The organism is Bradyrhizobium sp. HKCCYLRH2047, from assembly GCF_051168175.1.
Taxonomy (GTDB): Bacteria; Pseudomonadota; Alphaproteobacteria; order Rhizobiales; family Xanthobacteraceae; genus Bradyrhizobium.
Window position 1 is genome coordinate 108,436 of sequence record NZ_JBNPUM010000003.1, and the last position, 26,690, is coordinate 135,125.

General features: G+C 64.9%; 29 protein-coding genes. 20 read left to right on the plus strand and 9 right to left on the minus strand.

All coding sequences use genetic code 11. The annotated features are described in order from the left end of the window. From ACQR1D_RS07790 to ACQR1D_RS07800, 3 genes are all read left to right on the plus strand, one after another. A complete protein-coding gene (locus ACQR1D_RS07790) occupies window positions 1–1,308 on the plus strand; it encodes an FAD-dependent monooxygenase (RefSeq protein WP_315803656.1) in 1,308 nt (435 codons plus the stop codon). 41 nt (window positions 1,309–1,349) lie between these two features. Continuing rightward, a complete protein-coding gene (locus ACQR1D_RS07795) occupies window positions 1,350–1,646 on the plus strand; it encodes a ferredoxin family protein (protein WP_172112536.1) in 297 nt (98 codons plus the stop codon). A 152-nt stretch (window positions 1,647–1,798) separates the two neighbouring features. Beyond that, complete coding sequence (locus ACQR1D_RS07800) at window positions 1,799–2,005, plus strand: TOBE domain-containing protein (RefSeq protein WP_434837731.1); 207 nt, start codon at window positions 1,799–1,801, stop codon at window positions 2,003–2,005. Window positions 2,006–2,032: 27 nt separating this feature from the next. Here the strand turns inward: ACQR1D_RS07800 and ACQR1D_RS07805 are convergent, their stop codons facing one another. Then, complete coding sequence (locus ACQR1D_RS07805; protein WP_434837732.1) at window positions 2,033–2,596, minus strand: DUF2478 domain-containing protein; 564 nt, start codon at window positions 2,594–2,596, stop codon at window positions 2,033–2,035. A gap of 73 nt (window positions 2,597–2,669) precedes the next feature. Between ACQR1D_RS07805 and modD the strand changes: the two genes are divergently transcribed. Further along, window positions 2,670–3,545, plus strand: a complete 876-nt coding sequence (modD, locus tag ACQR1D_RS07810; protein ID WP_434837733.1) for a ModD protein — start codon at window positions 2,670–2,672, stop codon at window positions 3,543–3,545. 13 nt (window positions 3,546–3,558) lie between these two features. Here the strand turns inward: modD and ACQR1D_RS07815 are convergent, their stop codons facing one another. The 4 genes from ACQR1D_RS07815 to ACQR1D_RS07830 form a co-directional block, all read right to left on the minus strand. Beyond that, window positions 3,559–5,901 (minus strand): ABC transporter substrate-binding protein, encoded by a 2,343-nt coding sequence (locus tag ACQR1D_RS07815; protein ID WP_434837734.1) that lies wholly within the window; start codon window positions 5,899–5,901, stop codon window positions 3,559–3,561. 106 nt (window positions 5,902–6,007) lie between these two features. Next, the gene (locus tag ACQR1D_RS07820) at window positions 6,008–6,925 is read right to left on the minus strand and encodes a sel1 repeat family protein (protein ID WP_315803652.1); all 918 of its coding nucleotides are present in this window, start codon (window positions 6,923–6,925) and stop codon (window positions 6,008–6,010) included. A gap of 502 nt (window positions 6,926–7,427) precedes the next feature. Beyond that, window positions 7,428–7,973, minus strand: a complete 546-nt coding sequence (locus ACQR1D_RS07825; protein ID WP_434837735.1) for a carboxymuconolactone decarboxylase family protein — start codon at window positions 7,971–7,973, stop codon at window positions 7,428–7,430. A 2-nt stretch (window positions 7,974–7,975) separates the two neighbouring features. Further along, complete coding sequence (locus tag ACQR1D_RS07830) at window positions 7,976–8,530, minus strand: peroxiredoxin (protein ID WP_315713058.1); 555 nt, start codon at window positions 8,528–8,530, stop codon at window positions 7,976–7,978. Between the two features lie 587 nt (window positions 8,531–9,117). Between ACQR1D_RS07830 and ACQR1D_RS07835 the strand changes: the two genes are divergently transcribed. Genes ACQR1D_RS07835 through ACQR1D_RS07855 form a run of 5 tightly spaced genes read left to right on the plus strand, consistent with a single transcriptional unit; the run spans window position 9,118 to window position 13,588 of the window. Next, window positions 9,118–10,164: an ABC transporter substrate-binding protein gene (locus tag ACQR1D_RS07835; protein ID WP_316179975.1), complete on the plus strand. Its 1,047-nt coding sequence runs from the start codon at window positions 9,118–9,120 to the stop codon at window positions 10,162–10,164. A 17-nt stretch (window positions 10,165–10,181) separates the two neighbouring features. Next, a complete protein-coding gene (locus tag ACQR1D_RS07840; RefSeq protein WP_316238978.1) occupies window positions 10,182–10,985 on the plus strand; it encodes an ABC transporter ATP-binding protein in 804 nt (267 codons plus the stop codon). After that, on the plus strand, window positions 10,982–11,848 hold the full coding sequence (locus ACQR1D_RS07845) for an ABC transporter permease (RefSeq protein ID WP_316179977.1): 867 nt from the start codon (window positions 10,982–10,984) through the stop codon (window positions 11,846–11,848). Before ACQR1D_RS07840 ends, ACQR1D_RS07845 begins: the two co-directional genes overlap by 4 nt. Window positions 11,849–11,879: 31 nt before the next feature. Then, a complete protein-coding gene (locus ACQR1D_RS07850; RefSeq protein WP_315803648.1) occupies window positions 11,880–12,803 on the plus strand; it encodes an acetamidase/formamidase family protein in 924 nt (307 codons plus the stop codon). 29 nt (window positions 12,804–12,832) lie between these two features. Then, window positions 12,833–13,588 (plus strand): SDR family NAD(P)-dependent oxidoreductase, encoded by a 756-nt coding sequence (locus tag ACQR1D_RS07855; RefSeq protein WP_434837736.1) that lies wholly within the window; start codon window positions 12,833–12,835, stop codon window positions 13,586–13,588. 76 nt (window positions 13,589–13,664) lie between these two features. Here ACQR1D_RS07855 and ACQR1D_RS07860 read toward each other — a convergent pair whose 3' ends face one another. Genes ACQR1D_RS07860 through ACQR1D_RS07870 form a run of 3 tightly spaced genes read right to left on the minus strand, consistent with a single transcriptional unit; the run spans window position 13,665 to window position 16,225 of the window. Then, window positions 13,665–14,375 carry a DUF1045 domain-containing protein gene (locus ACQR1D_RS07860; protein WP_434837737.1) on the minus strand — a complete coding sequence of 237 codons (711 nt, stop codon included), beginning with the start codon at window positions 14,373–14,375 and terminating at the stop codon, window positions 13,665–13,667. Between the two features lie 6 nt (window positions 14,376–14,381). Continuing rightward, entirely contained in the window at window positions 14,382–15,566 is a 1,185-nt protein-coding gene (locus tag ACQR1D_RS07865) for an alpha-D-ribose 1-methylphosphonate 5-triphosphate diphosphatase (RefSeq protein ID WP_434837738.1), read from the minus strand. Beyond that, window positions 15,563–16,225, minus strand: coding sequence for a DapH/DapD/GlmU-related protein (locus ACQR1D_RS07870; protein ID WP_434837739.1), 663 nt, complete (start codon window positions 16,223–16,225; stop codon window positions 15,563–15,565). Before ACQR1D_RS07870 ends, ACQR1D_RS07865 begins: the two co-directional genes overlap by 4 nt. Window positions 16,226–16,400: 175 nt before the next feature. Between ACQR1D_RS07870 and phnC the strand changes: the two genes are divergently transcribed. From phnC to ACQR1D_RS07915, 9 genes are all read left to right on the plus strand, one after another. After that, window positions 16,401–17,210, plus strand: a complete 810-nt coding sequence (phnC, locus tag ACQR1D_RS07875; protein WP_434837740.1) for a phosphonate ABC transporter ATP-binding protein — start codon at window positions 16,401–16,403, stop codon at window positions 17,208–17,210. Window positions 17,211–17,281: 71 nt separating this feature from the next. After that, window positions 17,282–18,211, plus strand: coding sequence for a phosphonate ABC transporter substrate-binding protein (phnD, locus tag ACQR1D_RS07880; protein ID WP_315803642.1), 930 nt, complete (start codon window positions 17,282–17,284; stop codon window positions 18,209–18,211). A gap of 73 nt (window positions 18,212–18,284) precedes the next feature. Next, window positions 18,285–19,169 carry a phosphonate ABC transporter, permease protein PhnE gene (gene phnE, locus ACQR1D_RS07885; protein ID WP_316216980.1) on the plus strand — a complete coding sequence of 295 codons (885 nt, stop codon included), beginning with the start codon at window positions 18,285–18,287 and terminating at the stop codon, window positions 19,167–19,169. Further along, window positions 19,169–20,017, plus strand: coding sequence for a phosphonate ABC transporter, permease protein PhnE (gene phnE / locus ACQR1D_RS07890; RefSeq protein WP_315803797.1), 849 nt, complete (start codon window positions 19,169–19,171; stop codon window positions 20,015–20,017). The genes phnE (ACQR1D_RS07885) and phnE (ACQR1D_RS07890) overlap by 1 nt, the downstream gene beginning before the upstream one ends. A gap of 158 nt (window positions 20,018–20,175) precedes the next feature. Beyond that, on the plus strand, window positions 20,176–21,183 hold the full coding sequence (locus tag ACQR1D_RS07895; RefSeq protein ID WP_434837741.1) for an ABC transporter substrate-binding protein: 1,008 nt from the start codon (window positions 20,176–20,178) through the stop codon (window positions 21,181–21,183). 52 nt (window positions 21,184–21,235) lie between these two features. Next, window positions 21,236–22,051, plus strand: a complete 816-nt coding sequence (locus tag ACQR1D_RS07900) for an ABC transporter permease (protein ID WP_315803639.1) — start codon at window positions 21,236–21,238, stop codon at window positions 22,049–22,051. 4 nt (window positions 22,052–22,055) lie between these two features. Next, complete coding sequence (locus ACQR1D_RS07905; RefSeq protein WP_434837742.1) at window positions 22,056–22,841, plus strand: ABC transporter permease; 786 nt, start codon at window positions 22,056–22,058, stop codon at window positions 22,839–22,841. Window positions 22,842–22,846: 5 nt separating this feature from the next. After that, window positions 22,847–23,899, plus strand: coding sequence for an ABC transporter ATP-binding protein (locus ACQR1D_RS07910; protein ID WP_434893855.1), 1,053 nt, complete (start codon window positions 22,847–22,849; stop codon window positions 23,897–23,899). A 7-nt stretch (window positions 23,900–23,906) separates the two neighbouring features. Next, window positions 23,907–24,746, plus strand: coding sequence for a phosphodiesterase (locus tag ACQR1D_RS07915; protein WP_315803636.1), 840 nt, complete (start codon window positions 23,907–23,909; stop codon window positions 24,744–24,746). 30 nt (window positions 24,747–24,776) lie between these two features. Here ACQR1D_RS07915 and phnF read toward each other — a convergent pair whose 3' ends face one another. Then, on the minus strand, window positions 24,777–25,502 hold the full coding sequence (gene phnF / locus ACQR1D_RS07920; RefSeq protein WP_316179998.1) for a phosphonate metabolism transcriptional regulator PhnF: 726 nt from the start codon (window positions 25,500–25,502) through the stop codon (window positions 24,777–24,779). 118 nt (window positions 25,503–25,620) lie between these two features. Here phnF and phnG point away from each other — a divergent pair, with 118 nt between their 5' ends. Together phnG and phnH are read left to right on the plus strand one after the other, a co-directional pair. After that, a complete protein-coding gene (gene phnG / locus ACQR1D_RS07925) occupies window positions 25,621–26,076 on the plus strand; it encodes a phosphonate C-P lyase system protein PhnG (RefSeq protein ID WP_434837934.1) in 456 nt (151 codons plus the stop codon). Further along, window positions 26,076–26,687, plus strand: a complete 612-nt coding sequence (gene phnH / locus ACQR1D_RS07930; protein ID WP_434837744.1) for a phosphonate C-P lyase system protein PhnH — start codon at window positions 26,076–26,078, stop codon at window positions 26,685–26,687. Before phnG ends, phnH begins: the two co-directional genes overlap by 1 nt. Window positions 26,688–26,690 lie beyond the last annotated feature (3 nt).

A 26,690-nucleotide genomic window follows, 5' to 3' on the forward strand; every position in this document is an offset into this window, starting at 1 on the left:
ATGATCGAGGAACGTTTCGACGCGATCGTCGTGGGTGCCGGCATGGCCGGCAATGCGGCTGCGCTGACCATGGCTCAGCGCGGCATGAAGGTGCTGCAGCTCGAGCGCGGCGAGTATTCCGGCTCGAAGAACGTGCAGGGCGCGATCCTCTACGCCGACATGCTGGAGAAGCTGATTCCGGACTTCCGCGAGGAAGCGCCGCTCGAACGCCATCTGGTCGAGCAGCGCTTCTGGATGCTCGACGACAAGTCGCATGTCGGCCTGCACTACAAGTCGGACGACTTCAACGAGGAGAAGCCGAACCGCTACACCATTATCCGTGCCCAGTTCGACAAGTGGTTCTCGTCCAAGGTCAAGGAAGCCGGCGCCACCGTGCTGTGCGAGACCACCGTCACCGAGCTGGCGCAGGACGCCTATGGCAAGGTGATCGGCGTCAGGACCGATCGACGCGATGGTGAGATCCATGCCGACGTCGTCGTGCTGGCGGAGGGCGTCAACGGCCTGCTCGGGAGCCGCGCCGGCCTGCGCGAGCGGCCGAAGCCGGAGAACGTCGCGCTCGCGGTCAAGGAGATGCACTTCCTGCCGCGCGAAACGATCGAGGCGCGCTTCAACCTGAAGGGCGACGAGGGCGCCGTCATCGAGGCCGTCGGTACGATTTCCCGCGGCATGACCGGCATGGGCTTCATCTACTCCAACAAGGAGTGCATTTCGCTCGGCATCGGCTGCCTCGTCTCCGACTTCCAGAAGACCGGCGAGACGCCCTACGGCCTGCTCGAGCGGTTCAAGCAGCATCCGTCGGTGGCGCCGCTGATCGAGGGCTCGGAAGTCAAGGAGTACTCGGCGCATCTCATTCCCGAAGGTGGCTACAACGCGATCCCGCAGCTCTGCGGCGATGGCTGGGTCGTGGTCGGCGATGCCGCCCAGCTCAACAACGCCGTTCACCGCGAGGGCTCCAATCTCGCGATGACCTCAGGGCGCATCGCGGCCGAGGCGATCTTCCAGGTGAAGTCGCGCCGTGATCCGATGACCAAGGAGAACCTCGCGCTCTACAAGAAGATGCTGGAGGACTCCTTCGTCATCAAGGATCTGAAGAAATATAAGGACATGCCGGCGCTGCTGCACAACCAGTCGCAGAACTTCTTCCTGACCTACCCGCAGCTCGTCTCCAAGGCGATGCAGAACTTCGTGCGCGTCGACGGGACGCCGAAGAAGGAGAAAGAGAGCAGCACCGTGCGCTCCTTCGTGAATGCAAGGTCATGGACCGGCCTGTTCGGCGACGCCTTCAGGTTTGCCCGGGCGTGGCGATGATTGGTGAATGAACGAGACAGCTTAAGCGAGGGAGATCAGACATGAGCACGGACGTCGCAGTCAGGGTCGAAGACAAGCTGTTCTACAATCGCTATCAGGTCGATCCCGGCCGGGCCCATATCAAGGTCCGTCCGCATACGACGCCGACGCCGCAGTTGAAGGCGCTTCTCAAGGCCTGCCCGGCACGCTGCTACGAGCTCAACGACAAGGGCCAGGTCGAGATCACGGTCGACGGCTGCATCGAATGCGGCACCTGCCGGGTCATCGGCGAGGCCAGCGGCGACATCGAGTGGAGCTATCCGCGCGGCGGCTACGGCGTGCTGTTCAAGTTCGGCTGATGCCCGTCGGATCGCGCAGGTCGACGAGGCGCCGCAAACCGGTGCCGGATCATCAATCCTGTATCGTTCTTGATATAGGTCATTGAGTTCGGGCCCACGTTCTGCTTACATCATGGGGCAGCAACGAAGCTGCAATCGATGAGGAACAGCACGTGAAGCTGAGCGCACGAAACGTCTTGCCGGGACGGATCATCTCGGTTGAAAAGGGAGTGACCACCGCCCACGTCAAGGTGGAGCTCGCCCCGGGACTCACGGTCTTCTCGGCGATCACCAACGAGGCGGTGGAGGAGCTCGCGCTTGCCGTCGGCGACAGCGTCTCCGCCGTCATCAAGTCGTCGGATGTGATGATCGGCAAATAGGAACATGGCGCCGAATTGTTGCGCCGATCAGCCGGTCGATGCGTGGCGCGCGCGCAGGCCGAGCCACCAGGTTTCCATCGCCGAACGTGACGGCTGCAGCAGCGTGCCGAAGTCGCCCGCAAAGCTCCGCCAGTCGTCGATGCATTTCTGCGGCACGGCCGTCAGTACCGGAATGCCCGAGGTGATCGCGTCGGCCAGCTCGCCGCGCAACCCGCTTCCCGCAGCCTCCTGCTTGGAGAACTTGTTGATCACGATGAGGTCGGCATGGGCTGCGATCGCGCGGTGAACGGCCATGCCGGCTTCGGCAAGGCCCGCGGTGTCGAGCTTGCAGGCCGTCGAACCGGCGCCGAGGTCCTGGCAGATCGAGATCGTGTCGCCATTGCCGAGATCGATCACGTCCATTGCGCTTTTCTTGCCGACCTCGTCTCTCGTATTGCGCTGAACGATGCCGCCGACCCGGACGCCCCGTCGCAGCAGCTCCTGGGCAAAGGCGTCCAGCAAGGCATCGGCATCGTCGCCCGGTCCATAGAGAATCGCGGCGAGACGGGGCTGATTGAGCTCAACGGGGGCAGGAAGATCGTGCGGGATCATGCGGGGCCTGGCGATCGGAGACGGGCAGCGACCAGGGTTTATATAGAGGATGCAGCCTGTGGAGAAAGAGCAGATGTCGCGCGCGCCGACCATCGCTACGCACAATGATCTCGAAGCGCTGCTCCGCGACGATGTCCCCTATGGCGACCTGACGACGGAGACGCTCGGGATCGGCGCCGAGCCGGGCCTGATGCACTTCGCTGCGCGCGGCCGCATGGTGCTGGCATTGGCCGAGGATGCGGCGGCGTTGATCGAGCTCACGGGCTGCCATGTCGAACTGTTCGCCGGCAGCGGAACGGTGCTGGAGGAGGGGGCTCCGATCCTCCGTGCAGACGGCGCGGCGGCAGGCCTGTTGCGGAGCTGGAAGGTGGCGCAGACGCTCATCGAGATCTGGTCCGGCGTCGCGACCGGGGCGGCTGCGATCGTCGGCGCGGCGCGGGCGATCAGGCCGGGCATTGCGGTCGCCTGCACGCGTAAGAACGTCCCCGGCACCAAGCCGTTCGCCGTCGCCGCGGTGAAGGCTGGCGGCGCGGTGATGCATCGGCTCGGCCTGTCGGAGACCGTGCTGGTCTTTCCGGAGCACCGGGCGTTTCTCGGCGATGCGTCGCTTGCCGACGTCGCGGAGCGGTTGCGGCGGAGCGCGCCGGAGAAGCGGATCGTGATCGAGGTCACCACGGTCGAGCAGGCGGTCGCCGCCGCCGTGGCCGGCTTCGACGTGATCCAGGCCGAGAAATTTCTGCCTGCCCAGATCGCTACGCTGGCGGAGCGGATCGCCATCAGCGCGGCGCTACAGCGTCGGCCGATCATTGCGGCCGCGGGGGGCGTGAATGCGCAGAACGCCGCCGCCTATGCTGCGGCGGGCGCGGACGTGCTGGTCACCTCGGCGCCCTACCTCGCACGTCCCTGCGACGTGCAGGTGCGGATCAGCCCTGCCTCAGCCACGGCTTGACCGCACGACCTGGCTACTGTGGGTGCCGCGGCGCGGCGCGCTTCTGGCGGTTGGCTCGCCATTCCATGAATTCACGGAACAACCGGGGATCGGCCGAAACGCCGCTCGCCTGCATATCGTTGACCTGTGCATTCGCCCCCAGCATCTGGGGAGGCGGCGTATTGCGATCGAGCCAGTCCTGCGCCGTCTTGAATCTTGTCCAGCCCGCGATCGGCGCCAGCGGCGCCACCTCCTGCCATTTCGGGTGGTATGGCGGCCGTTGCAGCGCCTGCATGTTGCTGAAGAAGGCTTCGACCAGCAGAGACAGCCGGCGGTGACGGTCGCTGCCGGCCGGCCAGTTGAACGACGCCAGCACGGCCTCGGCCGCGATCGTGTTCACCGGCGCCGAGGCGCCGACGAGGTTCGGATAGTCCTCGGCGGACAATTGCGCCGGCAGGTAGTCGTCGTGCAGAGCCTTGTCGTAGTCGACGGGCACCAGGTGCAGATTGGGATCGTTGACCTGGCTCAGCCATTGCACCGGCTTGCCCTCGACCGTGATGATCGCGTCGATGTCGCCCTTGCGCAGCATATCCAGCGCCAGCCGCGGTTCGATATAGAGCAGATGCGGCCTGATCCCGAGGCGCTCGAACACGTTGATCGAGGTGACGAAGGTGCCGCCGTCGGGCAGGTCGACGGCGATGGTCTTGCCGTCAAGCTCGCTCAGGCTGGTGATAGATCTCGGCGCCAGCACGTGCATCTCCTCGTTGAACAGCTTGGTGACATAGACCAGTTGCTCGCGGATGTTGTTGGCGAAGTCCTTGCGCTCGAGAAAGGCCAGGGTGTCCTTGCGGATGATGCCGGCGTCGACGCCGCGCAGCAGCAGGATGTCGGCGACCGATTGCACCGAGCCGCGGCCGATCACGGGAAGGATGCGCAGCTCCGTCCCCTTGTCGAGCGCCGATGCGAGGTCCGCACCCATGTTGGCATAGGTGCTGCCGAACGAGCCGGTCATCAGCGTGACGGTATTGGCATTCAGCTGGTTGGCCAGATCGCGCTTCGCCGTACCGTAACGGAAAATGGTCTTGAAGGAATCGCTGACACTGCCGGGATCGATACCGCTCCGCACCGGACCGAAGCGCTGCCACTTCCCGCCGGTGAACTGCATCATCTGCATCTGCTCCAGCGGCGCGTGATCATGGGGGCTGGTGTTGACGGTGATGCCGGGCGTCAGCATCGGCAATTTGAGGCTCTTCAGGGATGCCGCCTGCTTCATGATGTTGTCGCGCGACAGGTCGTCGCCGCAACTCCGCAACACCGCGACCATCGCGTTTGCCGCGAGGTAGCCGAAGGTCGCAAGACCATTGCTTCTCGGTACGTCCGGCAGATAGCGGTCCATGAAGGCGGACCATTCGCGGTAGGATGGATCGCCCGCCGCCGCGGCCTCCTCGCCCTCGTAGTAGTAGCCCGCGGACAGGATGCCTTCGGCATTCTGCAGGCCGGCCGGCTGCATCACGGCGGAGACCGATTCCGAGACTGTCGAGATGATGTGGTCCGGATGCCAGCCGAGCTCGGCCGCGCGGCGGATCGCCATCACGGCAAATTTGGGTGTGGTCACGTCGAAGAAGATGTCGGCGCCGGAGGCCTTCAGCGTGGCGAGCTGCTGATTGACGTTGGCGTCCGTCACCTTGTAGCCGGCTTCCGCGACGATCGGAAGCTTGCCGCCCAGGCCGTCCTTCAATCCCTTGACGTAGTCCCTTCCGAAATCGTCGTCCTGATAGAGAATCGCGATCTTGCCGCGGCTGTGGGTCTCCAGCAGGTACTGGGCATAGACGTGCGCCTCGGCCTGGTAGCTTGGCTGAAAGCCCATGGTCCACGGAAAGTCGTGCGGCTGGTCCCATTGCGAGGAGCCGGATGCCACGAACAATTGCGGGACTTTGTTGGCGTTGAGATAAGGGCGCACCGCCAGGTTGGGGGCCGTGCCCAGGCTCGCAAACATCAGCAGGACGTTGTCCTCCTCGACGAGCTTGCGCGTCATCTCCACCGTCCTCTGCGGCGCATAGCCGTCGTCGTAGGAAATGAAGTTGATGCGCCGGCCGTTGATGCCGCCCTCGGAATTGATCTTGTTGAAGTAGGCCGCGATCGTCTTGCCGATGACACCATAGGCGAGAGCCGGGCCGCTATAGGGCATGGTGTTGCCGATGCGGATCTCGTTGTCGGCGGCGACCGCTCGATGCCCGGCCAGCGCCAATGTTGCGGACAGAGCCAGGACGAGGCATGCGGCTGTTCGAGAGCGGCTGTTCGTTGCATCCCGTGGTTTGCGACGTCGGCTCCATCTAGCGGCCAAGCAGGCGCGAGCTGCAGCTTGGATGCCCTGCATCACCAGTCCTCCCATCGATATGTGGTTCACGCGCGCAGCAGATCGCGGCCGCCCGTCTCGCCGGGAGCGGTCCGGGTCGCGTCTCGAGCGCTCCGAGATTGATGCGTTAGCGTGCAGCCGAGATGCGTCGGCTGGCTTCCGGCGATCCTTGCTCCGCAGCCCTGAGATACCAGGCCCGTGCCTTGGCTGCGTCGGGAACGGCACCGAGCAACCGTGATTTCGTCAGTTCGGCCGGGTCGTAGGTGCGCGCGAGCAGGAGGGAAGCGTCCGCAATGCCGGCGTCGGAAAGCCGCGTCAGAATCAGCCGCGCGCTGGCGACGTCGCCCGCGGCGAGCAGGTCGCGTCCGCGCTTCATCAGCCCGTCGACCTCGTCTCGCGGCAGCGGAACGGTCGGGCGGGGCGAGGCCATCGGCAGCGCAGGGGAGGGAGGGGAGACCGCCGGCGCTGCGGCGGCCGGCGCTGGCGACGTCGGCGTCGAGGGCCATGGCCGCATCGCCAGTTCTGTACTGCTGGGAGCCGCGAGCGCGGCGACCGTCTGCGGGGGATCTTCCTGGGCAACCTTGGCTTCCGCGGGATCGATCTGGGCCAGGCTTTCCAGCACGGCGGTCGGCATGATCGGGCTCTTGCTGCCCGGTGTCGGCCCGCCATTCTCGAAGGAGACCATGTTGACCACCATCATGGCGATGGAGGCCGCGATGCCGACGGCGGCACCGATCTTGATGATGCTGCCCAGCCGGAACGATTTGTCCGGATCCTCCGGCGGCAGCGGCATCACGACGGGATCGAGCTTCGCGCTCCAGGCGCGATGCACCTCCTCATCGTCGAGGTCAAGGGCCGCCGGCCGCGCCGGCAGGGAGCTTGGCCGGGACACCAGATGATGCGGCAGGGGCACGCCGTCGGCAGGCGGATCGAACGTCGTCGGGCCGGCCTCCGTCTGGCGGCGGCGCGGCGCATATCTGCGGAGCTCTTCGCTCGCCCAGGGCGGCGCTGGCTTTGCCGGATCGTTCTGATCTGGAGCACTCATCACTAGCCTCCTGTCTCCGACGAACGGGTCGTGGGAGATAGCTTCAGGACGTCGGGCGCGCGCGGTCCAACCGAAGCGCACATGATGCGACATCGGGGACATTGCATCAACGCTTCCGTCGAGACCGACAGGTCCGGTTTCCTTCCGACATGCACGCCATTGTTTTCGCGCGCCCTGGTCACAATCGATGTTGCTTGGTCCCTAAGCTGATCAATGTTCTTGTCGGGAAGGGTGAGCAGGTAAGGCTATTTGATGGAAATTTCCCGGCGCGCCGCATCGGTGATTGCTCGCGATGCGCGAGACCGGGGGCGAGTTCTGCGCTTTGCAGAAAGATCGGGTGGAGTATCTGGATGCCGCAATCCTCTCGACTTTGCCGCGAGGTCAGGGGCTTAGCGGGCCGAGGAGTTGCAGGCGCGCCAGGAAATTCTGCAACTTAGGCGAGAGGTGGGGAAAAACAAATGCGGCCGGACAATGCCGGCCGCATTCACATATCCGATCGATTTTACTCCGCCGCCAGCGCGACGGACACACAAGCGGCTTCGATCGCAACGGCAACCGACTGGATGATGGCGGCAAAGCGGACGGCGGTCTGGATCGTGGCCGCGGGCACGCCCGCATCCTGCAGGACCTTCTCATGCGAATCGATGCAGGTGCCGCAGCCGTTGATGGCGGACACCGCGAGCGACCACAGCTCGAAATCGGCCTTGTCGATGCCGGGGTTGGCGATGACGTTCATCCGCAGCCGGGCCGGCATCGTCGCGTACTCCTTGTTCGAGGCAAGGTGCACGAAGCGGTAGTAGACGTTGTTCATGGCCATGATCGCGGCGGCCGATTTTGCCGCCGCCAAAGCGGCGGGCGACAGCTGCGCGGCCGCAACCGATTCCAACGCCGCCACGACGGTCGGATTGCGGGTCGCAATCGCGCAGGCGACGAACAGGCCATATTTGGCCTGCGGCGACAGCGTCTCGTCGGACGCCATGGATGACAGATTGAGCCTGACGTCCTTGGCGAAGTCCGGGATCTGGTCCTTCAGCTGCTCGATCGACATGATCAGGCGACCTTCAGGGTCTCGCCGCCGACTTCGCGATTGCACGGGCAGAGCTCGTCGGTCTGCAGCGCGTCGAGCACGCGCAGCGTATCCTTCGGAGCGCGGCCGACATTGAGGTTGGTCGCATAAACGTGCTGGATGGTGTTGTCGGGATCGACGATGAAGGTGTAGCGGTAGGCGACGCCGTCAGGCGAGCGGACGCCGAGGCCGTCGACCAATGCGCCCTTGGTGTCGGCGAACTGCCAGATCGGCAGCTTGTGCAGATCCTTGTGGTCGCGGCGCCAGGCGAGCTTGCAGAACTCGTTGTCGGTCGAGCCGCCGAGCACCACGGCATCGCGGTCCGCGAAGTCCTTCGCCAGGCGCGCGAACTCGGCAATCTCGGTCGGACAGACGAAAGTGAAATCCTTCGGATAGAAGAAGATGATCTTCCACTTTCCAGGGAAGCTGGTCTCGGTCAGGGTCTCGAAGGCGCTCTCGCCCTTCTCCTCCTGCAGATGAAAGCCGGGTTTCACGCCGACGATTTCAAACGATGGCAGCTTGCTTCCAATTCCGAGCATTTTGCACTCCAAGAAAATTATTGCGCTGCAATAGCGAGGCGCATTGTGCATTGCAAGCGATATGCCATTCGTTTTTAGTATCAGGGGATTGTCGAAAATCCGACACTCGGCGGCGCCATGCTGCAAATGCGAGGACGTGGCGGCGGGGAGCTTGCAGATGCCGCCCGCTTGGGCGGTTTCGAACGTCGGCTTCGCGACATGGTGGTCCGACATTGAGCGCCGGCAGCCGGAGGGCACGCATCGTTGTCTCGTCAACAGGAGGTTGACGTCCCGCCTGGTCTGGGCGCCGCGCGACCTCGTATTGACGGTCGAGCCGGCGGCCGACGTGCAATTTCTTTGTGCGGCCCAAGTGGCAAAATTGACATTATCGCCTTTGTTGCGATGCACGTTTGACCACGGCGACTCCTGAAGCGGCAGCAAGGCGACAAGCCGTCGGCAGATCACGGCGCGGCACGGCGCAAGGTGTCGCACAGCGCACAGTGTTGTCAGCTTTTCAGCAGATCGCGTCTGTTATTTCGCCTTGCTGCACGACGACCCGACCATAGTCTCCTCGCAGATTTTCATTGGCCTGGGAGGAGTTCATCACCATGAGCGAAACTGTCTCGGCATCAAATGCAAGCGCGAGCCTGTCGATCGACCGACGACGATTTCTGGCGAACTCAGCCGCGCTCGCGACAGGATGGGGAGCATCCTCGCTGGTCGGAGCCAGGAGCGCGACGGCGGCGGGCCTGAAGACGGTGCGCTTCAGCGAGGCCGTGCACAATCTCGGCTACATCAATCTCTACGTCGGCATGCACGCCGGGATCTTCAAGAAGAACGGTCTGGACATGCAGGTGAGCGCCGCCGGGGGCGACACCCAGACCTTCGCCGCAGTGCTCGGCGGCTCGGCTGATTTTGCCATCGGCGACGCGACCATGGCACAGATCTCGCGCGAGAACGGCGGTCCTGGTGTGGTGGTCGGGACGGTGGTGCAGAGGGCGCACTATTTCGGCGTCTCCAAGACACTCGAGCCGATCACCGATCCCAAAGCGTTCAAGGGCCTTAAGATCGTGACCTCGCCCGAGCCGAACACCAACTACAGCGTGGCGAAGCGCCTTCTGGAGAAAGCGGGACTGAAGGTCGGCGTCGATGCGACCATCGTCCCCGTCAACCCCGGCACCGAAATCGCCGCGATGCTGGCGGGCCAGGCCGACATCGCGATCGCCTATCAGCCCAGCGTCGCAGCGGCGGAGGCGCAGGGCGCCAAGGTGGTGTTCGACTTCTCGAACTACATCGGTCCGTTCTGCAATACGGGGATCATGGTGCTGCCGACCACGATCCAGAAGGATCCCGAGATGGTGCAGGCGCTGGTGACCTCGTTCGAGGAAGCCTCGCGCAAGACCTACGCCGACCCCGCTTTCTCCAAGGAAGTCGCACGCAAGGAGTTCCCGGACCTGCCCGGCGAGGTCGTCGACAAGGCGATCGACGCCGAGCTGAAATATCTCATTCCGGCGCAGTCGGTGATCACCAAGACGGACCAGTGGGCGAACCTGATGGAGATGCAGGTCTATCTCGGCAACGCCAAGGGCTCGGTGCCGTTCGATCAGATCATCGACAACTCCTTTGCAGAGAAGGCGATCGCCAGCCTCAAATGACCGAGGTGACCGGCATGATGCAGGCCGCGCCGGGCGCCATCGCAGCGCCTGCGCCGCCGCTCGTCGTCGAGCATGTTGCCAAGAGCTACGAGCTTGAGGGCGGCCGCGTGGTGCCGGTGATCGGCGATCTCAGCCTGACATTGCGAGAGGGGGAGATCGTCAGCATCGTCGGCCCGTCCGGTTGCGGGAAGACGACGCTCCTGAACACGCTGTGCGGATTGTTGGCGCCGGATGCCGGCCGCATCCGCTGGCACGGCCGCGAGGTCGCCGGCCAACCGCAGAATGTCGGCTACATGCTGCAGAAGGATCTGCTGCTGCCGTGGCGGACCGCGCTCAGCAACACCATGCTGGGACTCGAGATACATGGCGTTCCGGCCGCCGAAGCGGAGGACCGCTGCCGGGCCTTGCTCGACCAGCTCGGGCTGCACGGCTTTGCCGACCACTATCCCGCGACCCTGTCCGGTGGCATGCGCCAGCGGGTGGCGCTCGCGCGCACGCTGGTCAATGAGCCCGACGTGCTGCTGCTCGACGAGCCGTTCGCCGCGCTGGATTTCCAAAGCAAGCTCCTGATCGAGAACGACACGGTGGGCCTGGTCCGGCAGGGGCGCCGTTCGCTGCTGCTGATCACCCACGACATCGAGGAGGCGGTGTCACTCGCCGACCGGGTGATCGTGCTGTCGAAGCGGCCGACGCAGATCAAGGCGGTCTACGACATTGCGCTCGGCAGCGAGCGCCGCGACGTGATCTCGGTGCGGCAGACGCCAGGCTTCAGTGACTACGTCCGCAGCATCTGGGCCGATCTCGACGTGGTGCTGCAATGACCGCCGACATCGACGCGCCGCCGGTCCGCTCGGCACCGACACCGGTCTCCGAGGCACGGGCGGTTCGGACGCCGACACGTGGGCGGCGATGGCTGCATCTGCGCACCACGCTTGCCGTGCTCGTCACCCAGCTTCTCGTCCTGGCGGCCTTCCTCGCCTTCTGGGAATATGCGACCGGGCAGAACAAGGCTGCCGCCTTCATGTTCGGCTCGCCGTCCGCCATCCTCAAGTTTCTCGCGCAGATGGCCTATGACGGCAGCCTGTGGCGCGACACCTCCGTCACCGGGCTGGAGACGCTGCTCGGCTTCTTCGTCGGCAACTGCATCGGCACATTGATCGGACTATCGCTGTGGTATTCGCGCTTCGTCTCGCGCGTGGTCGAGCCGTTCGTGATCGCGCTCGGCTCGATTCCGATCATCGCGCTCGCGCCGATCATCATCATCTGGTTCGGCACCGGGCTGATCTCGAAGGTCGCGATGTCGACTTTGTCGGTCGTGATCGTCGCGCTGGTGACCTCGTACAAGGGTGCCACCGGCGTCGATCCCGACCAGATCAATTTGTTCCGCACTCTCGGCGCGTCCAAGTTCCAGATCTTCCGCAAGCTGGTGGTGCCGGCGTCGCTGACGGACATCTTCGCGGGGCTGAAGCTCACCGTCGGCTTTGCCCTGATCGGCGCGATCGTCGGCGAGTTCATGTCCTCCTCCGAAGGGCTGGGGCACGCCATCTTCAAGGCCGGGTCGCTCTACATCATTCCGAAGGTGTTCGCCGCGCTGGTTGCGACGATCGCGCTGGCGCTGGTTCTGACTTTTGCGGTCGGCAAGATCGAGCGGCTGCTGATGCCGTGGCGGCGGCAGCCGCGATGATGCAACGACGTTGGAGATAGCAGGAGTGATCATGTCAAAGCGCATCGGCAAGGCCGGCAACATCAAATACGCGCTCTCGGGCGACAATGAGTTCATCGCGACCGTCGATCCCGGTGAGATCTTCGTCGTCGAATGCGCGATCAATGTCAACGACGGCACCATCCGCGCGCTCGGCCAGCAACTGGTCGAGAGCGACGTGACGCTGCCCTACGTCAACGGTGCGACTGGCCCGATCGAGGTGCGCGGCGCCAAGCCTGGCGACATGTTGCGGCTCGACATCATTGACATGGAGCTCGACCGGCTCGGCTTCACCGCGCTGTGGCCAGGCATCGGCATGTTTCCGGACTGGGTCCGGCGCAAGGAGTTCGGCATCCAGACCCGCGTCGTCGCGGTCGAGGACGGCCACGTGCTGTGGAACGAGCATGTGAAGCTTCCGGTCCGGCCGATGATCGGCGTTGCCGGGGTCGCGCCGGTGCATGGCGCGGTGCTGACGGTGGACAACGGGCCGCATGGTGGCAATCTCGACGTTCAGGAGATCACCTCCGGCAACTCGGTGTTCTTCCGCGTCAACAAGGACGGCGCGCATCTTTTCCTCGGCGATTGCCACGCCATCCAGGGCGACGGCGAAGCCAACGGCATGGGCGCGATCGAGATCGCCGCGAACCTCACCGTGAAGGTGTCGTTGGACAAGGCGCCGGCGCGGCTGAACCATCCGCGAATCGAGACGCCGACGCACATCTGCACGCTGGGCTGCGCGCGCCCGCTCGAGGACGCGATGCGGATCGCGTTCGAGGAGATGATCAACTGGCTGGAGGACGATTGGAGGATTCCGGCGCCGGAGGCCTACATGCTGCTCGGGCAGGTCGCCGAGGCGCGCTGCACCCAGGTGGTCAATCCGAAATACACCTACATCTGCAAGGTCAACAAGGCCCTGCTCGCCGGCTATCACGGCTGAAAGCCGATACTGATTGGAAGGAGACGATCATGGATCTGGGATTGGCCGGTAAGAGCGTGCTTGTGACCGGCGGCAGCAAGGGCATCGGCCTCGCGATCGCGCAACTGTTCGCCGCTGAGGGCGCCGGTGTTGCGATCTGCGCGCGAGACGCGGAGGCGGTTGGCAAGGTCGTGACGACGTTGGCGTCGAAAGGCGTGAAGGGCTGGGGGCAGGGGATCGACGTCGCGGACCCCGTGGCTTTGAAGGGCTGGGTCGACGGCGCGGCAAAGGAGCTGGGCGGGATCGATTGCCTGGTCTGCAACGTCAGTGCGCTCGCCGTCGGCGACTCTCCGGAGACCTGGGAGAAATCCTTTCGCACCGACATGATGCACACGGTCAACGCGATCGCGGCAGCCATTCCTTATCTGGAGCAGTCGAAGTCGGCCTCCATCGTCATCATCTCCAGCGTGTCGGGCTTTGAAGTCGATTTTGCCGCCGGATCCTATGGCGCCATCAAGGGCGCGCTGATCCACTACGCCAAGGGCCTCGCGCATCAACTGGTCGGCAAAGGCGTTCGCGTCAACGCGGTGTCGCCGGGCAACACCTATTTCGAGGGCGGCATCTGGCAGAACATCGAGAATGGATCGCCTGACCTGTTCAAGACCGCAATGGGCTTGAATCCGACGGGGCGCATGGGAACAGCCCAGGAGGTGGCCTACGGCGTCGTGATGCTCGCAAGCCCGCTCGCAAGCCGCATTTCGGGAACCAATCTGATCATCGATGGCGCCCTGACGAAGGCGGTGTAGGTCCGACGAGATTGCCGGTCGCGCTGTTCGACCGGCAGGCGCGGCCGCACCATGCGGCCATGCCGAACCGACGCCCCTAGATGCGCTGGACGGCCGTGAGCGGCCAGTCTCCGATGATGCCGAACCGCTGGCGGGCGTTGGGCTGGCGGAACAACACGATCCGGTCGATCCGGAGCTCTGTCAGCGACAGCGCCGCGAATCTCTGCTGCAGCATCGTCAGGATCGGTCGGCGTCGTTCGTCGGACAGCCGGCAGGTCAGCGTCATGTGGAAGCGGAAATCTTCCATGACATAGGGATAGCCCCAGCGATCGAGATGATCGCGCTGTCGTGGTGTCAGCAGGTCCGGCTTGCGCCGTGCACGGTCCGCGGCGGTCATCGGCGCGCGAAACGGCTCGAACGCCCGGACACAATCGGCTGCGAGCTGTTGCAGCGCCGGCGAGGGCTCGCCAGGGATCATCGCGACGAAGCCGCTGATCGAGTCCACGATGGGACGAATGATCGGAATGGCGCGCGGCCTTGCCGCGAACGTCGCACAGGCGTCGCGGAGCGAGGCTTCGCTCTGCGCATCGGCCAGTTCGAACGGCGCCTTCAAAGTGGCGTGGAAGCCATATTTGCGCGGGTCCGCGCTCAGCTCGGCCCAATCGGGAACCGCGCGAACGACTTCTTCCGGAAAGCTCGGCTCGTCGCCGCTCCAGGCGTCGTAACCCAGCAGGCTCGCGCCGAATCCGGCCAAGCCCGTCGTCGCCGCCGGGGCGTAGTAGATCGCGTAGCGGGGCGCATCGACCATGATCTGCTACTCCGCCGCGATGGTGCGCACGGGCACTGCGTTCAGCCGATGGGTCTCGGCCAGATAGACCAGCCGGCCGGACGCGATGACGGCGACGACGCGGGGGCGCAACGGCACGCGGTCATCGACCAGAATGACGTCGGCGCGGCGGCCTTCGGCCAGCGTCCCGCGGTCCGCCAGTCCGGCCGCGCGTGCGGGGCTGCCCGAGATCAGATCCCAGGCGCGTGCCAGCGGCAGAACGCCGTCGGCCGCGAGCCGATACGCCGCCAGCAGCGGCGCTGGATAGTAGTAGTCGGAGGCCAGCACCGAGCAGAGGCCCTTGGCGATCATGTCGCTGGCTCGCGTCCACCCGGTATGGCTGCCGCCACGGACGACGTTGGGCGCGCCGAAGACGATCGCGTCTCCGCCCTGAGCGGCCTCGCGCGCAGTCTCCTCGTTGACCGGAAATTCCGCGATGGTCACGCCCTGGCTGCGAAACGCCTTGCGCATGGCCGGGCTGTCGTCGTCGTGCGACAGCATGCGGACGCCAGCCTTGCGTGCGATGTCGGCCAGCCGCGCGATCGAGGCTGGAACGGCATCCGCGCGAGAGGCGATGCGCGCGACCAGCCGGTCGAACTCCGCGCCGGGCAGGCCGGTGCGGTCGACCATGCGCTGGCGCTTGTGCGGCGTGTCCAGGCTCGCGACCGTCGAGTCCATGTGATCGTTGAAGGCGAACAGGTCGACGCGCCGATCGGCGAGCCACTGGCCGATTTCCTCCTCGTCGTCGAGATTGAAGGTCTCGTGGCGCAGATGAAAGCGCGTGTCGGCCGCGAGCTGCGGGCGCAGCGCTTCGATCGATTCGAGCAGCCGCCGCGCATTGTCGGCGCTGCGCAGGCCCGGCTCCCATGACCAGGTCGTTGCGTGGAAGACCGTGGTGATGCCATTGCTGACGGCCTGGCGGTCGCTGTCGATCAGCGCGACGTCGGTCGGGAAATCGACCCCGGCGCGCGGCATCATCTGGCGCTCGAACGCATCACCGTGGATGTCGACGATGCCGGGGAGCACGGTGAGCCCCTCCGCATCGAGTTCGAGACCTGACCGGCATCCCGGTGTCCCGATGCCGGCGATGACGTCGCCGGATATGATCAAGGAGGTGTCCACGAGCTCTGTGTCGACGAGGCAGCGGCCCCGCGAGATTGAGATATCGGTCATGGGGCGGCACTCTGCCGTACCGGGACGCGGGCGTCGAGAGCGGCCTCGTATTTATCCAGGAACGCGGTGATCTCGAGCTTGCGGAAATCGGGCAGCGCCGCGCGCAGCGCCTCGTGCTTCCAATCCCACCACGCCAGATCCAGCAGCCGCTGCTCGACCTCGCGCGGAAACCGGCGCTTGACCGGGCGCGCCGGATTGCCGGCGACGATCGTATAGGCCGGAACGTCCTTGGTGACGATGGCGCCAGCCGCCACGACCGCGCCGGTGCCGATGTTGCGGCCCGGCAGCACGATCGCGCCATGGCCGATCCAGACGTCGTGTCCGATCCGGACATGATGCTCTCGCCGCCAGGCGAAGAACTCGGCATCGTCGGGCTCGCCTGGAAAATAGGCGCTGGCGCGATAGGTGAAATGGGCCTGCGTCGCCCGCTGCATCGGGTGGTTGCCCGGGTTGATCCGGGTCATCGCCGCGATCGAGCAGAACTTGCCGATCGTCGTGTAGGTGATCTGGGAATCGTTGACCACGTAGGAGTAGTCGCCCATCGTCACCTCCTGCAGGATGGTGCGGGCGCCGATCTCGCAATAGGCGCCGAGCGTCACGTCCTGGAGCTTGGCCGAAGGGTCAACGGTAGGTTCAATCGAAAGCAGCTTGCCGGCCATCTCGCGTCCTGTCTCTACGCCTGTGAAGGTGTTGGGTCTCCCCTATGACAGAGGCGTGACATCTACATGACTACCGACCGGCATGTGGACGGATGTGGCGCCGCAGTGTTGCTGTCACATAACTGTAGAATCCAGACGTTAGCGATAGGCCAAAGCGAGGCGTCTGGAGAATTCAATGCTGGTGGTGGATGGCCTGACGTGCCGTTTTGGCATGAAAGCCGCGGTCGACAATGCGTCCTTCTCTGTTGCACCCGGCAGCTTCGTCGGCGTGATCGGGCGTTCCGGCGCGGGCAAGTCGACCCTGCTGCGGTCCATCAATCGCCTGAGTCCTGTGAGCGGCGGCCGCATTTTCTTCAAGGATCTCGATGTGACGGCGCTGCGCGGCCGCGACCTGCGGCAGTGGCGCGCGCGCTCGGCGATGATCTTCCAGCAGTTCAATCTGGTCGGCCGATTGGACGTGCTCACGAACGTCCTGATGGGGCGACTCGCCGAAATCCCGTCGTGGCGCTCTCTGGCGCAGCTCTGGCCGGCGGCGGATGTTGCCATGGCGCTGTCCGCGCTCGAGCAGTTCGACATGGCCTCCCTCGCCGCGCAGCGCGCCGATCAGCTTTCGGGCGGGCAGCAGCAGCGCGTCGCGATCGCGCGCGCGCTGGTCCAGAATCCGGAAATCATCTTGGCCGATGAGCCGATCGCCTCGCTCGATCCGCGCAACACCAAGATCGTCATGGACGCGCTGCTGCGCATCAACAAGCATTTCGGCATCACCGTGATCTGCAATCTGCACTCGCTCGATCTGGCGCGCAGCTATTGCGACCGATTGATCGGAATGGCGAATGGTCGGGTCGTGTTCGACGATCTGCCGGCGGCACTCACCGGCCAGATCGCGCGCGAGCTGTACGATCTGGAGGCCGACGAGGTGATGCCGCCGGCAATGCCCAAAGCTCCCGAATCCGTTCCGGCTGTCGGCAAAGTTGCCGTCGCCTGATTGCCTGCGTGCTGCGGGCGCATCTGTCGTGTCAATCCTGACATCGTCCCCTGAAACTTGAAGGACGTTCCATGATCAATCGTCGTCTCATTCTGGCCGGTTTGGCCGCTCTGTCGTTCGCTTCGTCCGCCTCGGCCGAGGACTGGCGAACCAAATATCCGGAGATCACCTTTGCCGCGATCCCGGCCGAAAACGGCTCGGGTGTCGTCGAGCGTTACACGCCGTTCGTGAACTATCTTTCCAAGGAGCTCGGCGTCAAGGTGACGCTGCGCGTCGCCAATGACTACGCCGCGGTCATCGAGGGCCAGCGCGCCGGCAACATTCACATCGGCTATTATGGTCCGGCCTCCTTCGCCCGCGCGCGCGTGACGGGCGTAAAGACGGACGCTTTCGTGATCGACGTCAACTCGGACGGCTCGAAGGGCTATTATTCAGTGTTCTACGTGCTCGCCAAGAGCCCGTACCAGAAGCTCGAGGATCTGAAGGGCAAGAATCTCGGCCTGGTGGACCCGAACTCGACCTCTGGCAACAACATGCCGCGCTTCAAGATGAGCCAGATGGGCATCGACCCCGACACCTATTTCTCCCAGGTCATCTTTACGGGCAGCCACGAGAACGCCGTGCTTGCCCTGGCGCAAGGAACCGTCGACGTCGCCGCAAACTGGTGGAACAACGGAGATGACTCCAACCTGACCCGCATGCTCACCAAGAACATGGTGAAGTCGGCCGACGGCACGCCGCTGAAGAAGGAAGATTTCCGCATCATCGGCAAGTCGGACATGATCATCAACTCGCCCTACGCCTATCTCAGCGACCTGCCCACCGACATGAAGGCCGCAATCAAGCAGGCCTTCCTCGACGCGGCGAAGAAGGATCCGGAAGCCTTCGCCAAGCTGTCCGACGGCAAGAACAAGCCGTGGGAGGCGATCTCGACGGAGGACTACAACAAGACTGTCGAGCTGATCAAATTCGTTGACTCTCTCCGCAAGAAGGGCTCGTAAGCGTTGCACCGGGCCGGCGGGGGACCGCGTCATCGAAGCCCCGCCGGCCTATTTGCGCTTTGCACCGACAAACATGTCGTCAGCCGTCGCCATCCTGCCTGAACAGCAGCTCGAACCTTTGCAGCGCGCCTACCGCAAAGCGGTGGCGCGCAAGCGTCTGCGTGCCGTCGTCGTGCTGGTTGCGTCCGGCCTCGTGCTGTTCGTTTCAGCCATCGGTTCGGAGGTCAACCTCCGAACGCTCGTCACCTATCTCGGCAACTTCCTCAGCTATTTCGACCGGCTCTTCACGCTCGACGACGGACACCGCGTGTGGACCAACCTGCCGGAATGGCTCTGGGGCCTGCGCAAATGGACGCGGCTTCTCGGTGAGACGATCCTGATCAGCTATGTCGGAACCATGCTCGGCGCCGTCCTGGCGTTTGCATTGAATTTCCTCGCGGCCGAGAACACCTCTCCTGCATCCTGGCTGCGCTTCGCGGTCCGGCGCCTGCTCGAGTTTGCCCGCACGGTGCCGGGCATCGTGTTCGCTCTGATTTTTGTCATGGCCTTCGGATTGGGGCCAATGGCCGGCGTATTCGCCATCGCGATCCACTCCTGCGGTGCGCTCGGCAAGCTGTTTTCGGAGGTCGTCGAAAACGTCGACATGAAGCCGGTCGAGGGAGTCCGCGCGACCGGTGCCGGCTGGCTGTCCTGCATGCGCTTTGCCGTCCTGCCACAGGTCGTCGCAGGCTACACGAGCTACACGTTGCTGCGGTTCGAGATCAACGTCCGCGAGGCGTCGGTGATGGGCTTCGTCGGTGCGGGTGGCATCGGCCAGGAGCTTGTCGTCGCGATCCGCAAGTTCTACTATTCCGACGTCAGCGCGATCCTCGTTCTGATCATCTTGACGGTGTTTGTCATCGACATTGGCACGGGGCTGCTGCGCAGCCGTCTCTTCGGCAGCGAAGGCCGGGCATGATGCGAAAGCTGGACGAGATCGATACCGCCGCGCTGCGATCGCGATACCCAGGCGTGTTCGAGCGGCCAGCGTCCGCCCGTCTGGCGACGCCGCTGGTGGCGGTTGCCGCGATGGGGATCTTCGTGTTCGGCCTCGTCGAGCTCGGCTTCTCGCCGACGAGGCTGTTGACGGGCATCAGTCAACTCGGTTGGATCACCCTGATGATGCTGCCGCCGGATCCCGGCGCGTCGCTTCCGACCTATCTGAAATCGATGGGAGAGACGCTGTCGATTGCCATGCTCGGCACGATGCTCGCGGCCGTGCTCGCGCTGCCCGTCAGCCTGCTCGCGGCGCGCAATATCGTCCCGTCCGCAATCTTCCGCTTTCCGGTACGGCGGCTGTTCGACAGCATCCGCGGCGTCGATACGCTGATCTGGGCGCTGGTCTGGATCAACGTCGTTGGACTCGGTCCATTCGCCGGTGTGCTCGCGATTGCCGTGTCCGACTTCGGCGCGTTGGGCAAGCTGTTCTCGGAGGCGATCGAGGGGGCCGACCGGCGCCAGGTCGAGGGCGTTCGTGCAGCCGGCGGCAGCGCGCTGCATGAGATCCGCTTCGGCCTCCTGCCGCAGGTTCTTCCCGTGATTGCCGGCCAGGTGCTCTACTTCATCGAATCCAACACGCGCTCGGCGACGATCATCGGCATCGTCGGCGCCGGCGGGATCGGGCTGCAACTCGCCGAGCAGATCCGCGTGCTGGAATGGCAGAAGGTGTCGTTCCTGATCCTGATGATCCTTGTGGCGGTGGCTGCGATCGACTGGATCTCGGGCAAGCTGCGCTTTGCGATCATCGGCCGCCGCGCCATCGCTTGAAGGGCGTGGCATCCGAAGGTTGCGATCGTTTGCCTACGAGCGATCAGGGTGCGGCGTCCGCTGTGTGTGCTGCACCCGGTGTCGCAAATCCTTCATGTGCCGCCTTTAGGGGAAGCTCCGGAACTGGCCGTGATGCCAGGAATACGGAGTCTATCTTCATGAAGCTCACCCGCCTCGTTCTCGCGCTGCTCGCGCTGTGCGTCGCCGCATCGTGGCAGCCGGCCAAGGCTGCGGACGTCATCTGCTACAACTGCCCGCCGGAATGGGCCGACTGGGCCTCGATGCTCAAGGCGATCAAGACCGATCTCGGCTACGACATTCCGCACGACAACAAGAACTCCGGCCAGGCGCTGGCGCAGATCCTTGCCGAGAAGAGCAACCCAGTCGGCGACATCGGCTATTTCGGAGTCACCTTCGGAATGAAGGCGAAGACGCAGGACGCGCTCGAGGCCTACAAGCCGGCGAACTGGGATCAGGTCCCCGCCGGCTTGAAGGATGCGGATGGCTACTGGACCACGATCCACTCCGGTACGCTCGGCCTGTTCGTGAACAAGGATGCGCTTGGCGGCAAGCCGGTCCCGGCCTGCTGGAAGGATCTGCTCAAGCCGGACTACAAGGGCTTGGTCGGCTATCTCGACCCGAGCTCGGCTGCCGTCGGCTATGTCGGCGCCGTCGCCGTCAATCTCGCGCTCGGCGGTTCGCAAGCGAATTTCGAACCTGCCGTCACGTTCTTCAAGGACCTGCGCAAGAACGATCCGATTGTGCCAAAGCAGACGTCCTACGCGCGTGTCGTCTCGGGCGAGATCCCGATCCTGTTCGACTACGATTTCAACGCCTACCGCGCGAAATATACCGAGAAGGGCAATTTCGAGTTCGTGATTCCCTGCGAAGGCTCGGTGGTCTTCCCCTACGTCGTCGGCCTGGTGAAGAACGCACCCGACAAGGACAAGGCGAAGAAGGTGATCGACTATCTGCTCTCCGACAAGGGCCAGGCGATCTGGACCAATGCCTATCTGCGCCCGGCGCGACCGATCGAGCTGCCGGACGCGGTGAAGAACAAGTTCCTGCCGGACAGCGACTACGCCCGCGCCAAGAGCGTGAACTGGGGCGATATGGAAGCCGCGCAAAAGGGCTTCGTCGATCGCTATCTGTCCGAAGTCCGCTGAAGGAGCACCGCGCCTCCGCCGGAGAGGATCCGGCGGAGGCGCACTTGATCACATGTCGCACAGTTCATTCGTCCGGCTCTGCCTGCTGCCATTGGCAGCCGTCACCGCGGCCTTCTTCCTGCTTCCGATGGCGAGGCTGCTCGTCACCGGCGCCGAGGGACCGCACGGTCTGGCCGAATATCTCGCGATCATCCTCGAGCCGCGCTACCGCACGACACTTCTCAACACGCTGGCGCTGGCGGCGGCCACCACGATCGCGACCCTGGTCATCGCGACGATCGCCGGCCTGTTCCTGCAGCGTCACCGGTTTCCCGGCCGCGCGCTCCTGGTCGCGATCCTGACGTTTCCGCTCGCGTTCCCGGGCGTCGTGGTCGGCTTCATGATCATCCTTTTGGCTGGCCGCCAGGGGCTGATCGGCGAGATCTCGTCCCGGCTCACCGGCGACAAGCTCGTATTCGCCTATTCGATCTACGGGCTGTTCCTCGGCTATCTCTATTTCTCGATTCCGCGGGTGATCCTCACGATCATGGCTGCCGCGCAGAAATTGGATCCGGGCCTGGAGGAGGCCGCGCGCTCGCTCGGCGCCGGCCCCTGGGCCGTGCTGCGCGACGTGATCCTGCCGGCCTTGACGCCGGCGCTGATCGCGTCCGGCGCGATCGCGTTCGCGACGGCGATGGGCGCGTTCGGAACGGCATTCACCTTGGCCACGAACATCGACGTGTTGCCGATGCTGATCTACACGGAGTTCACGCTGGCCGGAAACCTTGCCACCTCGGCGGCGCTCTCGGTCGGGCTTGGCCTGATGACCTGGCTGATGCTGGCACTGGCGCGCTCCTTCGCCGGCAGCTCCGTGGCAGCGGCAGGGTAGGCACGTGCGCGACGGAGCCATCTTCATCCTTCAACTGCTGTTCACATTGCTGGTCGCTGCCTTCCTGGCCGTGCCGGCCGGCCTTTCGATCGTGGCGGGTGTGACCGTCAACTACTTCCGCGGCATTCAGTCCGGCGTGACCTTGCAGTGGGTGGCCCAGGTCTGGGAGCTCTACGCGGGCACGATCATGGCGTCGATCCTGATCGCGCTGGGTACGCTGGCGGTCACGCTCGTGGTCGGTGTTCCCGCGGCCTACGCGCTGTACGTTCGCGGCGGACGGCTGGCGCGGCTGGTCGAGGAGATCATCACCTTGCCGCTCGCGATTCCCGGGCTCGCCATCGCGCTGGCGCTGTTGCTCACCTATGGCGGGGCCGGAAGCTTCCGTCGCTCGTGGCTGTTCATCCTCGTCGGCCATGTGATCTTCACGATGCCGTTCATGGTGCGGTCCGTCATGGCGGTGTTCTCGACGATCGACGTGACATCGCTCGACGAAGGCGCCGCATCGGTCGGAGCCGCGCCATGGCGCCGCTTCATCGACGTCATCGTTCCCAACGCCGCGCCCGGCATCCTGGCGGGCAGCCTCATGGTGGTGACACTATCTCTTGGAGAGTTCAACCTGACCTGGATGTTGCATACGCCGTTGACCAAGACACTGCCGGTCGGTCTCGCCGACAGCTACGCATCGATGCGGCTCGAGGTCGCATCCGCCTACACGCTGATCTTCTTCGTCATGATCATCCCGCTGCTGGTGGCCATGCAATGGGTCGGCGAGAGAGGAAGCCTGCGGTGAGCACGATGACCCGGCATGGAGCCGCCCTCAAGGTGGAGAATTGCGGCAAGACCTTTGCCGACGGGACGTGCGCGCTCGCGCGCGCCGCGCTCGACATCGCGCAGAGCGAGACGCTGGTGCTGCTGGGGCCGTCCGGTTGCGGCAAGACCACGCTGCTGCGGATCGTGGCCGGGCTCGAAACGCCCGATGCGGGCGGGCGCGTGCTGTTCGACGGCAGGGATCTGACGCGACAGCCGATCGAGAAGCGCAATGTCGGCATGGTGTTCCAGTCCTACGCGCTGTTCCCCAACATGACGGTCGCGAACAATATCGGCTACGGGCTCAAGATCCGCCGCGTGGCCAAGCCGGAGCGCGCCGCGCGCGTCGCCGAGCTGGTCGCGCTGACCAATCTGGGCGGTCTTGAAGACCGGCGCATCGATCAGCTCTCGGGCGGTCAGCGTCAGCGCGTCGCGCTGGCGCGCGCAGTCGCCATCCGCCCGAGCGTGCTGCTGCTCGACGAGCCGCTCACCGCACTCGATGCCGCCTTGCGGGAGCGCCTGCGCGGCGAGCTCAACGGCCTGTTGCGCACGCTCGGCATCACGGCGATCTACGTCACGCATGATCAGGCTGAAGCCATGGAGCTCGGCGACCGCATCGTCGTGATGCGCAAGGGCGCGATCGCCCAGATCGGGACGCCGCAAGAGGTCTATTTTGCGCCGGCCGATCGTTTCGTCGCGGAGTTCGTCGGCGCGGCCAACATCATCGAGGCGCCGCTCGACGGCGGCCAGCTCGTTCTGCCGGGAGGCCGGCAGCCGATCGCGGATCCCGGTCCACGCAACCTGGCGGTGGCGATGGTTCGGCCGGAAACGATCGCGATCGTCGACGCCGCGGTATCGAGTCTGACCGGCGTCGTCGACAGCGTCCGCTTTGCCGGCGACCGGCAGCGGATCGTTGTCCGCGATGCCGCCTCGATCGCACTGACCGTGGACGCGCCGAATACGATCAGGGTCGCTGCGGGCGAGCGGATCGGCCTGCGGATTGCGCCCGGGTCCATTCGTCTGCTGCCGGAGAAGGGTTGATCAGCCGATGACCAAGAGCCCCGTCACCATTGCCCAGATCTCCGACCTGCACATCAAGGCGCCCGGCCGGCTCGCCTACCGCCGCGTCGATACGGCGCGTGCGCTGGCCCGTTGCATCATGGAGCTCAACCGGTTCGCGCCGAAGCTCGATCTGGTGGTGATCTCGGGCGATCTCGCCGATACGCCGTCGCCGGCCGAGTACGATCATCTGAAAGATCTTCTTGCCGGCCTCGAGATTCCATTCGCCGCCGTACCAGGCAATCACGATTCCCGCGAACTGATGCGCGCGGCGTTTCCCGGCGCTGCTCATGAGCAGTCGGCGCCACTGAACCAGCATGTGGAACTGGCCGGTCTCGATCTGCTTCTGCTCGATTCCAGCGTGCCCGGCCATCCGCATGGCGAATTGGACGAGGCGAGTCTACAATGGCTCGATGCCAGGCTGTCCACCTCCAGCGAAAGGCCGGCCCTGCTGTTCCTGCACCACCCGCCATTCACCACCGGCATCTGGCACATGGACCGGCAGAACCTGCGCAATGCCGACGATCTCGCGGCGATCCTCGCGCGCCATCCGCGGGTGCAACTGATCGGATGCGGTCACGTTCATCGCGCGACGCTGACCCGGTTTGCGGGCATTCCCTGCACGATCTGTCCAGCGCCGAACCATGCCGTCGCGCTCGATCTGGCCGAGCTGCGCCCGCCATCCTTCCGGGTCGAGCCGCCGGCCTTTCACCTTCATGCCTGGTTTCCAGGACCGGGCTTCGGAACGGTCGTCACCCATCAGGTGCCGATCGGCGATTTCGACGGGCCGCATCCGTTCTTCAATCAGGACGGCTCGCTCATCGACTGAGCGCGCACGGGGGAGTAGCGGACGTCTGGTCTAGCTCTCCACCTCGAACGTCACGCGCTCCGCGGCGAAACGCGAGCGCTTGCTGACGAGCGGCGTCCCGTCGGCATCGACATCGGTGCTGTCGACCACCAGCACCGGACGGCCAAGCGCGAGGTCGAGCCGCGCGGCGTCGCTCGCGTCGGCGATCGCCGCCGTGATTCTGGTCGCGCCGCGGCGATAGTCGCGAATGCCGTAATGGGCGAGCAAGGCGGTCATCGAGCGCACCGACGCGAAGATGTGGCCGGCCTCGGGGAAACGCTCGGCCGACAGCCAGGATGTGCTCACGCAGATCGGCGTCTTGTCGGCGAGACGCAGCGCCTCGATCCGCACCAATGGTGCGCCCGTCTTCAATCGCAGCTCGCGCGCGAGCTCGCGCGTCGCGGGCTCTTCGGACGCTGCGATCAGCTGTCCACGCGGCTCGCGCCCGCCGGCCCCCACGATCTCGGAGAACCTGGTGCGCGATCTCAGAGGATATGACAGACGAGGCGCTTCGACATAGGTGCCGCTGCCGCGCTCGGCGCGCACGAGGCCGCGCTCCGCCAAGGTCGCGAGCGCGCGACGCACCGTATGACGGTTGACGCGATAGGTTTCGGCGATTTCGGTCTCGCCGGGCAGGCGCGTTCCGGCCGCGAAGCGGCCGTCGGCGATGTCGCGCTCGATGCCGTCGGCCACCCGCCGCCACAGCGCCACGCCCGAGTCGGCGCCTTGCATGCTCATCCACGGCTCTCCGCTGTCCGGCCTGAAATCACGCCCATGTCATCAAACAGTCATGGCGCTTCGCTACGAAGTTGTCTATTAACATAGACAACTTCGAGACGGCAAGATCGGGATGACGATGGACGGCGAGACCACGATGCAGGACCGGCGCAGGGCGGCTATGCGGGTATTGGCGCATGCCTCGCATGCGGACATCCGCGCCAGGCTGAATGACCTCGCGGTGCCTGAGTATCGCGATCTTCGTCCGGCGGAGAATGGCCTGGTGATGCTGCGGGGACGGATCGGCGGCGACGGTGCGCCGTTCAATGTCGGCGAGGCGACGGTGTCGCGCGCCGCGGTGCGGCTCGAGAGCGGCGAGGTCGGGTTTGGCTATGTGCTGGGACGTGACGCCGACAAGGCGCGCCTGATCGCGCTGTGTGACGCGATGATCCAGTCATCAAGCCATGTGCGATCGATCGAGACGCAGGTGGTCGCACCGTTGCAGGCGCAGATGCGTGCATCGCGGGCCGACCGCGCGGAGCAGGCTGCGGCCACGCGTGTCGATTTCTATACGATGGTGCGAGGAGAAGGCTGATGGGTGCCGCCGCTTCCGATCTGCAGCCCGGCTTCGCCGACAATGTGCTGTCCGCGCAATCCACCTTCCGTATCGTCATGGAGGCCATGGCGCGTCCGGGAAGCGTGCGACAGGTCGAGGGCCATGTCGGCCGGCCGTCGTCGTTGATGCCTGGTGCCGCCGCGATCGCGTTGACCCTGTTCGATCACGATACGCCGATCTGGCTTGATGCTTCGCTCGCCGGCACGTCCGAGGTCGGCGCCTGGCTCAAGTTTCACACGGGGGCGCCGATCGTCGCCGACGCGGCGCTCGCCTGCTTTGCGGTCGCGGCGGATCCGGAAACGCTTCCCGATCTGACTTCATTCGCGCTCGGCAGTGCCGAATATCCCGATCGCTCGACGACGCTGGTCCTGCAGGTGCCGGGCTTGTCCAGAGGTCCGGCGTTCGAGCTGCGTGGTCCGGGCATCGACGGGACGACATCGTTCCGTGCGACGGTCGCGCCGACTGACCTGTTCGAGCGGCTGTCGATCAATGAGAGGCTGTTTCCGCGTGGTGTCGACGTCGTGCTGGTCGATGGCTCGTCCATCGTCGCCATCCCGCGAACGACCCGGCTCGTTTCCGCAGGAGAGTGAGGC

Coding starts and splice junctions, on each gene's coding strand:
- ACQR1D_RS07845 (WP_316179977.1), top strand. CDS start 10,982: ATGACCGCCGACATCGACGCGCCGCCGGTCCGCTCGGCACCGACACCG.
- ACQR1D_RS07790 (WP_315803656.1), top strand. CDS start 1: ATGATCGAGGAACGTTTCGACGCGATCGTCGTGGGTGCCGGCATGGCC.
- phnG (WP_434837934.1), top strand. CDS start 25,621: ATGGACGGCGAGACCACGATGCAGGACCGGCGCAGGGCGGCTATGCGG.
- phnH (WP_434837744.1), top strand. CDS start 26,076: ATGGGTGCCGCCGCTTCCGATCTGCAGCCCGGCTTCGCCGACAATGTG.
- phnD (WP_315803642.1), top strand. CDS start 17,282: ATGATCAATCGTCGTCTCATTCTGGCCGGTTTGGCCGCTCTGTCGTTC.
- ACQR1D_RS07895 (WP_434837741.1), top strand. CDS start 20,176: ATGAAGCTCACCCGCCTCGTTCTCGCGCTGCTCGCGCTGTGCGTCGCC.
- ACQR1D_RS07825 (WP_434837735.1), bottom strand. CDS start 7,973: ATGTCGATCGAGCAGCTGAAGGACCAGATCCCGGACTTCGCCAAGGAC.
- ACQR1D_RS07850 (WP_315803648.1), top strand. CDS start 11,880: ATGTCAAAGCGCATCGGCAAGGCCGGCAACATCAAATACGCGCTCTCG.
- ACQR1D_RS07910 (WP_434893855.1), top strand. CDS start 22,847: ATGACCCGGCATGGAGCCGCCCTCAAGGTGGAGAATTGCGGCAAGACC.
- ACQR1D_RS07860 (WP_434837737.1), bottom strand. CDS start 14,375: ATGGTCGATGCGCCCCGCTACGCGATCTACTACGCCCCGGCGGCGACG.
- ACQR1D_RS07795 (WP_172112536.1), top strand. CDS start 1,350: ATGAGCACGGACGTCGCAGTCAGGGTCGAAGACAAGCTGTTCTACAAT.
- ACQR1D_RS07865 (WP_434837738.1), bottom strand. CDS start 15,566: ATGACCGATATCTCAATCTCGCGGGGCCGCTGCCTCGTCGACACAGAG.
- phnE (WP_316216980.1), top strand. CDS start 18,285: ATGTCGTCAGCCGTCGCCATCCTGCCTGAACAGCAGCTCGAACCTTTG.
- ACQR1D_RS07840 (WP_316238978.1), top strand. CDS start 10,182: ATGCAGGCCGCGCCGGGCGCCATCGCAGCGCCTGCGCCGCCGCTCGTC.
- ACQR1D_RS07830 (WP_315713058.1), bottom strand. CDS start 8,530: ATGCTCGGAATTGGAAGCAAGCTGCCATCGTTTGAAATCGTCGGCGTG.
- ACQR1D_RS07805 (WP_434837732.1), bottom strand. CDS start 2,596: ATGATCCCGCACGATCTTCCTGCCCCCGTTGAGCTCAATCAGCCCCGT.
- ACQR1D_RS07815 (WP_434837734.1), bottom strand. CDS start 5,901: ATGCAGGGCATCCAAGCTGCAGCTCGCGCCTGCTTGGCCGCTAGATGG.
- modD (WP_434837733.1), top strand. CDS start 2,670: ATGTCGCGCGCGCCGACCATCGCTACGCACAATGATCTCGAAGCGCTG.
- ACQR1D_RS07900 (WP_315803639.1), top strand. CDS start 21,236: ATGTCGCACAGTTCATTCGTCCGGCTCTGCCTGCTGCCATTGGCAGCC.
- ACQR1D_RS07835 (WP_316179975.1), top strand. CDS start 9,118: ATGAGCGAAACTGTCTCGGCATCAAATGCAAGCGCGAGCCTGTCGATC.
- phnE (WP_315803797.1), top strand. CDS start 19,169: ATGCGAAAGCTGGACGAGATCGATACCGCCGCGCTGCGATCGCGATAC.
- ACQR1D_RS07855 (WP_434837736.1), top strand. CDS start 12,833: ATGGATCTGGGATTGGCCGGTAAGAGCGTGCTTGTGACCGGCGGCAGC.
- ACQR1D_RS07870 (WP_434837739.1), bottom strand. CDS start 16,225: ATGGCCGGCAAGCTGCTTTCGATTGAACCTACCGTTGACCCTTCGGCC.
- ACQR1D_RS07820 (WP_315803652.1), bottom strand. CDS start 6,925: ATGAGTGCTCCAGATCAGAACGATCCGGCAAAGCCAGCGCCGCCCTGG.
- ACQR1D_RS07915 (WP_315803636.1), top strand. CDS start 23,907: ATGACCAAGAGCCCCGTCACCATTGCCCAGATCTCCGACCTGCACATC.
- phnF (WP_316179998.1), bottom strand. CDS start 25,502: ATGAGCATGCAAGGCGCCGACTCGGGCGTGGCGCTGTGGCGGCGGGTG.
- phnC (WP_434837740.1), top strand. CDS start 16,401: ATGCTGGTGGTGGATGGCCTGACGTGCCGTTTTGGCATGAAAGCCGCG.